We start from the raw sequence: 6,056 nt of genomic DNA on the forward strand, positions 1-6,056 counted from the left end.
TAATCTTCATCTGCATCGACCTCCTTCTCGAAAGTTGCACCCACGGCAGACAGCGCAGCCGGGTTCGGGGTGGCGGTAGCCGACTGCCGCAGCAGGGCGGCGAGCTGTTCCGGCGTGACCTTTGCAGTCCGCACCATCTCGTTGACCTCGGCGGAATCCTCCTCCTGAATGCGCCTCTCCAAAATCTCGATACGGTTGTTCAGTTTGATGCGGCGTTCCTTCTCTTTTGCCAACATCGCCCGCAGCTTATCCGATTTTTCACTCATAGTAATTCCTCCAATCATTTTGAAAGTCGTCCGAACCCGGCGAGATGCTTCTCCCAGTAGGACGAGTGAATGTTTGCGTACTTGATGGGGTCTCCGGCACTGACCATCATGCCATTGCCCAGATAAATCCCGGTATGGCTCATGCCGGGGGTGTCGTAGGTTCCTTTGAAAAAGACCAGATCTCCGGGCTTTGCTTCGGCTTCGCTGATGTGCTGGCTCTTGTTCCACAGACCGTTGGCGGTCGTTCTGCCCACGTTATATCCGTTCTGGTTATACACCCAGCAGACATAGCCGGAGCAGTCAAAGCCGGTTTCCGGGGTGGAGCCGCCCCACACATAGGGTGTGCCCACATACTTTTGGGCTTCCTTGTAGATGGCGGCAAACTCGCTGTCGGTCAGGGCTTCTGCCGGAACCTGATAGTCGATGCCCGGTGTGCCGGAGCCATCGGAACCACCGGGCGGCAGACCGCCGTTAAATAGATAAGGCCGACCACCCAGTGTGTCCTGAAAGATCTCGTACCGTTTCCATTGGTCGGCATTCAATTCTTCCCGGATAACGACTTCCAGTCCTTTGTTCACCAATTTGGTGTGGAAGATTTTGTACTCGTAGGGCACCTGCGTGGGAACCGGGATTCCTGCCGGGCTGATGACCCAGACGGTCTTATACCGTATCTGCACCTCTACCCATGTGGTCAGCTTGTACTGCTTTTTGAAGGTCTCCTTCAGCTTGCCCTGCACCTCCGACCGGGTGTAATCGTCATACAAGGTGGTCAGGAACGAGGTCAGCTGCCACGGGTCATGCTCGATGGAATCAAGGTGATACTGGTACTCATTGTAGCCGGGGTGGTTGGTAGGGGTGCGTTTGATTTTTTTATCCAGTTCCTTTTCCAGCTTCTTGTAGTCCTGTTCTGCGCCCCGGATGTCTCTGTCCTCGGCAGAGTACATGGTCTGCCCGGACACCTGTGTGCCGCTACCAAATAAGATGCCACAGGAGGAAAAGCCAGACATGACCATGAGGATGAGCAAAAGAAAAACGCCCACGATCACCAGAACGTGTGCGTTGCTCTTGGTGGCATTCGCCAGCCCTTTCACGGCAGTGCTGACGGCGGTTTTACCTTTTTCTACGGTTTGTTCCACGCCGGACCGGGCAGCAGATGCACCGTTGGATGCCGCTTTGCCGCCTGCGGTCTGCGCCGCCGTGCCCGACCGTGCGGCGGCATAGTAGTTTTTGTGGATTTCTTGCCGCTGTTTCCAGCGGGAAAGCCAGTTGGAGCCGCCTTCACCGGTGCCGAATGCGCCTGCATCTTGTGCCGAAGTCGGCTTCTGTGCAGAAGATCTTGCGGTTTTGGCACCCTTCTTGCCCTGCATCTTGGCTTTCTTTTTCAGCTTCCGGGCATAGATGCTCTTGGAAATATCCCGGACATTTCCTGCTGCCTTTTCGCCCTCGCTTAAAGCCTGCGTGCCCACATTATCGTCCTCGTACTGGTCAACCTCCCGATGCACCGCAGACCGGGCAGCATGGGCTGCGTACATTTCTCGTTTCTGCGCCTTGCTCAACCGGCTCAGTTCGTCCGGGGTCAGTTCCGCCTTGCCAAACCGCAGATGCTGTGCCTTTTCCGCAGCTTTATCTGCATCGGTTTTCAGCTTTTTCGTTTTGGGCACCGTCTGCTCTACCTTGGTTTTCTTCGGGGGAGAACGGGTCTTTTTTGCGGACGTTTCCTCTTTGATGTTCAGCTTCGGTTCACTCATTTCTGCGCGCCCTCCGAGACTTCACCCAACTTGGTGGTCATAATGCGGTAGAGTTCCAGATCGGTGGGGAAACGGTCCACAAACGGCAGAATGACATTGCCGAAAAACAGCAGCCCTTCGCCCTCGCCGGAGTGGGTCACATAGGAAAGCTGATGGGGCGAAATATTGAGCTGCTTTGCGAGAATTTGCCGGTCTCCCGCCGCCTGATTCAGCATGATGATCATGTCACTGTTCTCGAAAATATTCTCGACTTCACGGGAAGAAAGGAGGTCTTTCACGTTCTGGGTCAGCCCCGTGGGAATACCGCCCCACTTGCGGAAACGCTTCCAGATCTCCACGGAATACGCCGCAGTCTGCTCCTCTTTCAGAAGCAGGTGCATCTCGTCCATATAATACCGTGTGGACTTTCCGCTGCTGCGGTTTGCCGTGACACGCCCCCAGACCTGATCCTGCACAATGAGCATACCGAGTTTCTTCATCTGTTTGCCCAGTTCCTTGATGTCGTAGCAGACGATGCGGTTATTGACGTTCACGTTAGTGCGATGATTGAACAGGTTCAGGGAGCCTTTCACATAGATTTCCAGAGCCGTGGCAACGTGGTGGGCTTCCTTTTCGTCCTGCTGAAGAAGGGCATTGTACAAGTCCTCAAGGATGGGCATATTCTCCGGGCAGGGGTTCGCAAAATATTTGCGGTAGATCAGATGCACACAGCGGTCAATGACGGTTTTCTCCACCGGCAGCAGCCCTTCCTTGCCGCCCACCACAAGTTCGCACAGCGAAAGGATAAAGTCGGCTTTCAGGGACAGGGGATTATCCTCCTCAGAATAGTTGGCATTGATGTCCATGGGGTTGATGAACTGGGTGCTGTTGGGGCTGATTTTGATGACCTGACCTTTCAGCCGGTTCACCAGCGGAGAATACTCTCCCTCAGGATCATTGATGATAATATCATCATCCGTCACCAGAAACGCATTGGCAATCTCACGCTTTGCCGAGAAACTTTTGCCGCTTCCCGGAGTGCCCAAAATCAAGCCATTCGGGTTCTTCAGCTTCTTCCGGTCCACCATGATCAAGTTGTTGGACAGGGCATTCAGCCCGTAGTACAGGCTCTCTTTGCCGGACTGGTAAAGTTCCTGTGTGGTGAACGGAATGAAGATGGCCGTGCTGCTGGTGGTCAGCCCTCGCTGAATTTCGATCTGACTGTCAGCCAGCGGCAGGCTGCTCATCAAGCCCTGCTCCTGCTGGAAATCCAGCCTGCACAGATTACAGTTGTGCTTCTGGGCGATGGAGCTGGCCTGAAAGACGTTGTTTTCCAGTTCCTGCTCCGTGCGCCCGGTGTTCAGCACCAAAAAAGTGACAAGAAACATCCGTTCGTTCTGGCTCTGCAATTCCTTCAAAAGAGCCTTGGCATCTCTGCCGTAGGTTTTCAAATCTGACGGCAGAATGTCTATATCATACCCGGCACGGATGGCTTTTTTCTGCTCTTCAATGGTACTGCGATCCAGTTCCGTGATGGTGCGCTTCACCGTCTTGATGGCACGGTTCTGGTCTACGGACTGGATGTGCATTGTAACGATCTGGCTGGAATCCATATCCAGAAAATCCTTCAGAAGCTGGTCGCTGATGTCGGATGCCGTGATGCTCAAAAAGCTGGCGGCGCAGAAGATGCCGCCCATCTGGAACGTCCGGGAGTTCTTAAACGCAAAGGCAGTCGGTGCAATGGCATCTTTGACGGAAAGGCCGCTTTTCACAAGGTCTTTCCAGTCAAAGTGAAACTTGCTGGCACCGTCCATGTTGAACATATCGTGCATGAGCTTCAGCCGCTGGACACCGTTCAGGGGCTTTGCCTGCACCCCCAGCCGGTGGAAGTTGTTGAGCAAATCGTTTTGGATGTGGTCAAGCCGGGGCTTGACCTGTGCCATGTTTTCGCCCTCCACACCAAAGGTGATAAATTTGGTCTTGGTCAGACCATTATTGCCCTTGGCAAGCTGCTGGCGCAGCATCTGGGAATACTCCGCACGCACATCATCGAAACCGTCCTTCTGGAACGGAATGCGGATGCTCTTTTCAAACTCGGTGCTGTCGGTTGCCATGTTCACAAAGGACAGTTCAAATTTGATGCTGGAATCAAAGAAGTTCAGAAAACTGCACCATTCCTCAAAAATCGCAGTCCTATCCTCCTGCTGGGCGAGCTGGTAATTGATGTCCTGATACTGGATGGTGCGGGTGTAGTAGTTGGGCTTCACCCGGCAGGTGCCATCCTCAAACATCCGCTGCATGGGGATGGACTGCTGGGCGGTCCGGGGAACAGCAGGCTTTGCGTTCTGCCTGCGCTTCTGCGCAGACTGCGGCTTGTTGTGCTTACCGTTTTTTTTCCAAAACGGGATCATGGGTCATGCCTCCCTTCATCAAAATCGCATAGTAGTTGTTGGTCTTGTAGGGGCGAATCTTCGGGCGGAGAAACCGGGACTGCACATAGTACGACAGCAGCTTTTCCATGGGCTGACCGTTCTTTTCGTACATTCCAAGGAAGAACGCCGGCAGCATCACCGCCATCATGCCGAGGGTGGCGGCAGTGTTGCCGCCGGAATCTCGGAGAACAAAAAACAGCGGCACTCCAATGAGAGCCGCTGTGCCAAAGCAGACAAGCTGCCGTTTGGTCAGGTTGAATGCGACCTTCGATTTTACTTTCGTCAGGTCACGGGGAACGGAAATATACGCAGCCAAGTAAGCACCTCCTTTAGTGCGCTCCGAGGACGGATTTCGTCACGGAGCTGGTCTTGAACAGGCTGAAACAAAGCAGAACGGTATAGCCCACAATGCTCCAAATGGAGTTGATGGCATCCCCGGAAATTGCCACGCTCTGGATCAGCACGGCATAAATTGCCACGCAGATGAGGATGAGAAAGCCTTGAAAGCCCAGCGCAAACAGGCATTTCAGGTAGTTCTGCCCCATGTGCGACTGCTCGTGGTTGCCCCATGTTGCCATGGGGATGGGCGCAAGGCTTACCATGCAGTAGATTTCAATCATACGCCCGTAGACGATCACAAAAATGATGATGCTCAAGATCCGCATAGTGATGCCGATGAAGAAACTTTGCAGGAATAGCCCGAACAGGGGGCCTACGTCCATCTGCATCAGGCTGGCTTCCAACATCGACAGGCCAATGTCGTTGACACGGGTGTTTCCGGCAATGATGCCGCTGGAATCGGACACTACCTTCTGGGTGATGTCGAACACCGCCATCACAATATCGAAGGTGTTGCTGATGAGCCACACCGAAACAGCGGTCTTAAAAATCCAGCGCATGATGAGGGCAGGCTCAAACTGCGCCATGTTGTTGTGCTGGGTGATCATCTCTATCAACTCGTAACAGGCGATGAAGGTCAGGATGATGCCTGCAATGGGCAGCACCACATTCCGAGAAAGAGCTTCGATCATCGCAAAAACGCGCGGCTCAAAGCTGGAGGGTTTGGTGCCCACCTGCTGTGCGATGTTGCCGACCTGCGTGTTCACATCGTCGAACAGACCGGAAAGGTTTGACATAATGCCTGCCGTCAGGATGCCTTTGATCCAATCGGCAATGGCTTTGAGAACGGTTTCCATTCAGCATTCACCGTCCTTAGCTGAAGTGGTTGATGAGGGTCTTGAGCAGGTTCAGAAGAAAAATAATGTGGGTCAAAAACTGCATAGAAAACACTCCCTTTCAGTTATCAGGTGGATATTCGATGCAATGCGCTCCTTATTATAAAGGGCTGTTATCCACAGCAGAGATGGAGCGATTGCGTATGTACAGGCGGGAAACCCCGCCTGCGGCTCTTAGCCGAACAGACCAGACAGCAGAGGAATGAGGGTGATGCCCACCAGAGCGACACCGCCGCCAGCCATGAGCTGCTTCATGCCCTGAGACTTGGAGCCGGGGTTGTCGTTACCGTAACCTTCCAGCAGGTTGATGGCACCCCACACGCCGAGACCGGCACCCAGAGCGACAACCAGAGTCTGAAGAACTTCGATAGCAGAGTTAAAGAATTCCATAGTCGT

6 protein-coding genes are annotated in these 6,056 nt (G+C 53.7%); all 6 read right to left on the bottom strand.

The window, feature by feature from the left end:
* The coding region (locus tag AAAU26_RS07545) for a DUF4315 family protein (protein WP_097771853.1) at window positions 1-266 on the bottom strand (266 nt) is incomplete at its 3' end.
* A 14-nt stretch (window positions 267-280) separates the two neighbouring features.
* A complete protein-coding gene (locus AAAU26_RS07550) occupies window positions 281-2,014 on the bottom strand; it encodes a C40 family peptidase (RefSeq protein ID WP_227619395.1) in 1,734 nt (577 codons plus the stop codon).
* A complete protein-coding gene (locus AAAU26_RS07555; RefSeq protein WP_227619394.1) occupies window positions 2,011-4,404 on the bottom strand; it encodes a VirB4-like conjugal transfer ATPase, CD1110 family in 2,394 nt (797 codons plus the stop codon). The genes AAAU26_RS07550 and AAAU26_RS07555 overlap by 4 nt, the downstream gene beginning before the upstream one ends.
* Window positions 4,376-4,741, bottom strand: a complete 366-nt coding sequence (locus tag AAAU26_RS07560) for a PrgI family protein (RefSeq protein ID WP_227619393.1) — start codon at window positions 4,739-4,741, stop codon at window positions 4,376-4,378. The genes AAAU26_RS07555 and AAAU26_RS07560 overlap by 29 nt, the downstream gene beginning before the upstream one ends.
* Before the next feature lie 13 nt (window positions 4,742-4,754).
* Window positions 4,755-5,621 (bottom strand): VirB6/TrbL-like conjugal transfer protein, CD1112 family, encoded by an 867-nt coding sequence (locus AAAU26_RS07565; protein ID WP_097773636.1) that lies wholly within the window; start codon window positions 5,619-5,621, stop codon window positions 4,755-4,757.
* A gap of 213 nt (window positions 5,622-5,834) precedes the next feature.
* The gene (locus AAAU26_RS07570) at window positions 5,835-6,050 is read right to left on the bottom strand and encodes a Maff2 family mobile element protein (protein WP_055186938.1); all 216 of its coding nucleotides are present in this window, start codon (window positions 6,048-6,050) and stop codon (window positions 5,835-5,837) included.
* Window positions 6,051-6,056: the final 6 nt, after the last annotated feature.

This window comes from Faecalibacterium longum, from assembly GCF_040094125.1.
In the GTDB taxonomy this organism is placed as follows: Bacteria; Bacillota; Clostridia; order Oscillospirales; family Ruminococcaceae; genus Faecalibacterium; species Faecalibacterium longum.

Coding starts and splice junctions, on each gene's coding strand:
- AAAU26_RS07565 (WP_097773636.1), bottom strand. CDS start 5,621: ATGGAAACCGTTCTCAAAGCCATTGCCGATTGGATCAAAGGCATCCTG.
- AAAU26_RS07555 (WP_227619394.1), bottom strand. CDS start 4,404: ATGATCCCGTTTTGGAAAAAAAACGGTAAGCACAACAAGCCGCAGTCT.
- AAAU26_RS07570 (WP_055186938.1), bottom strand. CDS start 6,050: ATGGAATTCTTTAACTCTGCTATCGAAGTTCTTCAGACTCTGGTTGTC.
- AAAU26_RS07550 (WP_227619395.1), bottom strand. CDS start 2,014: ATGAGTGAACCGAAGCTGAACATCAAAGAGGAAACGTCCGCAAAAAAG.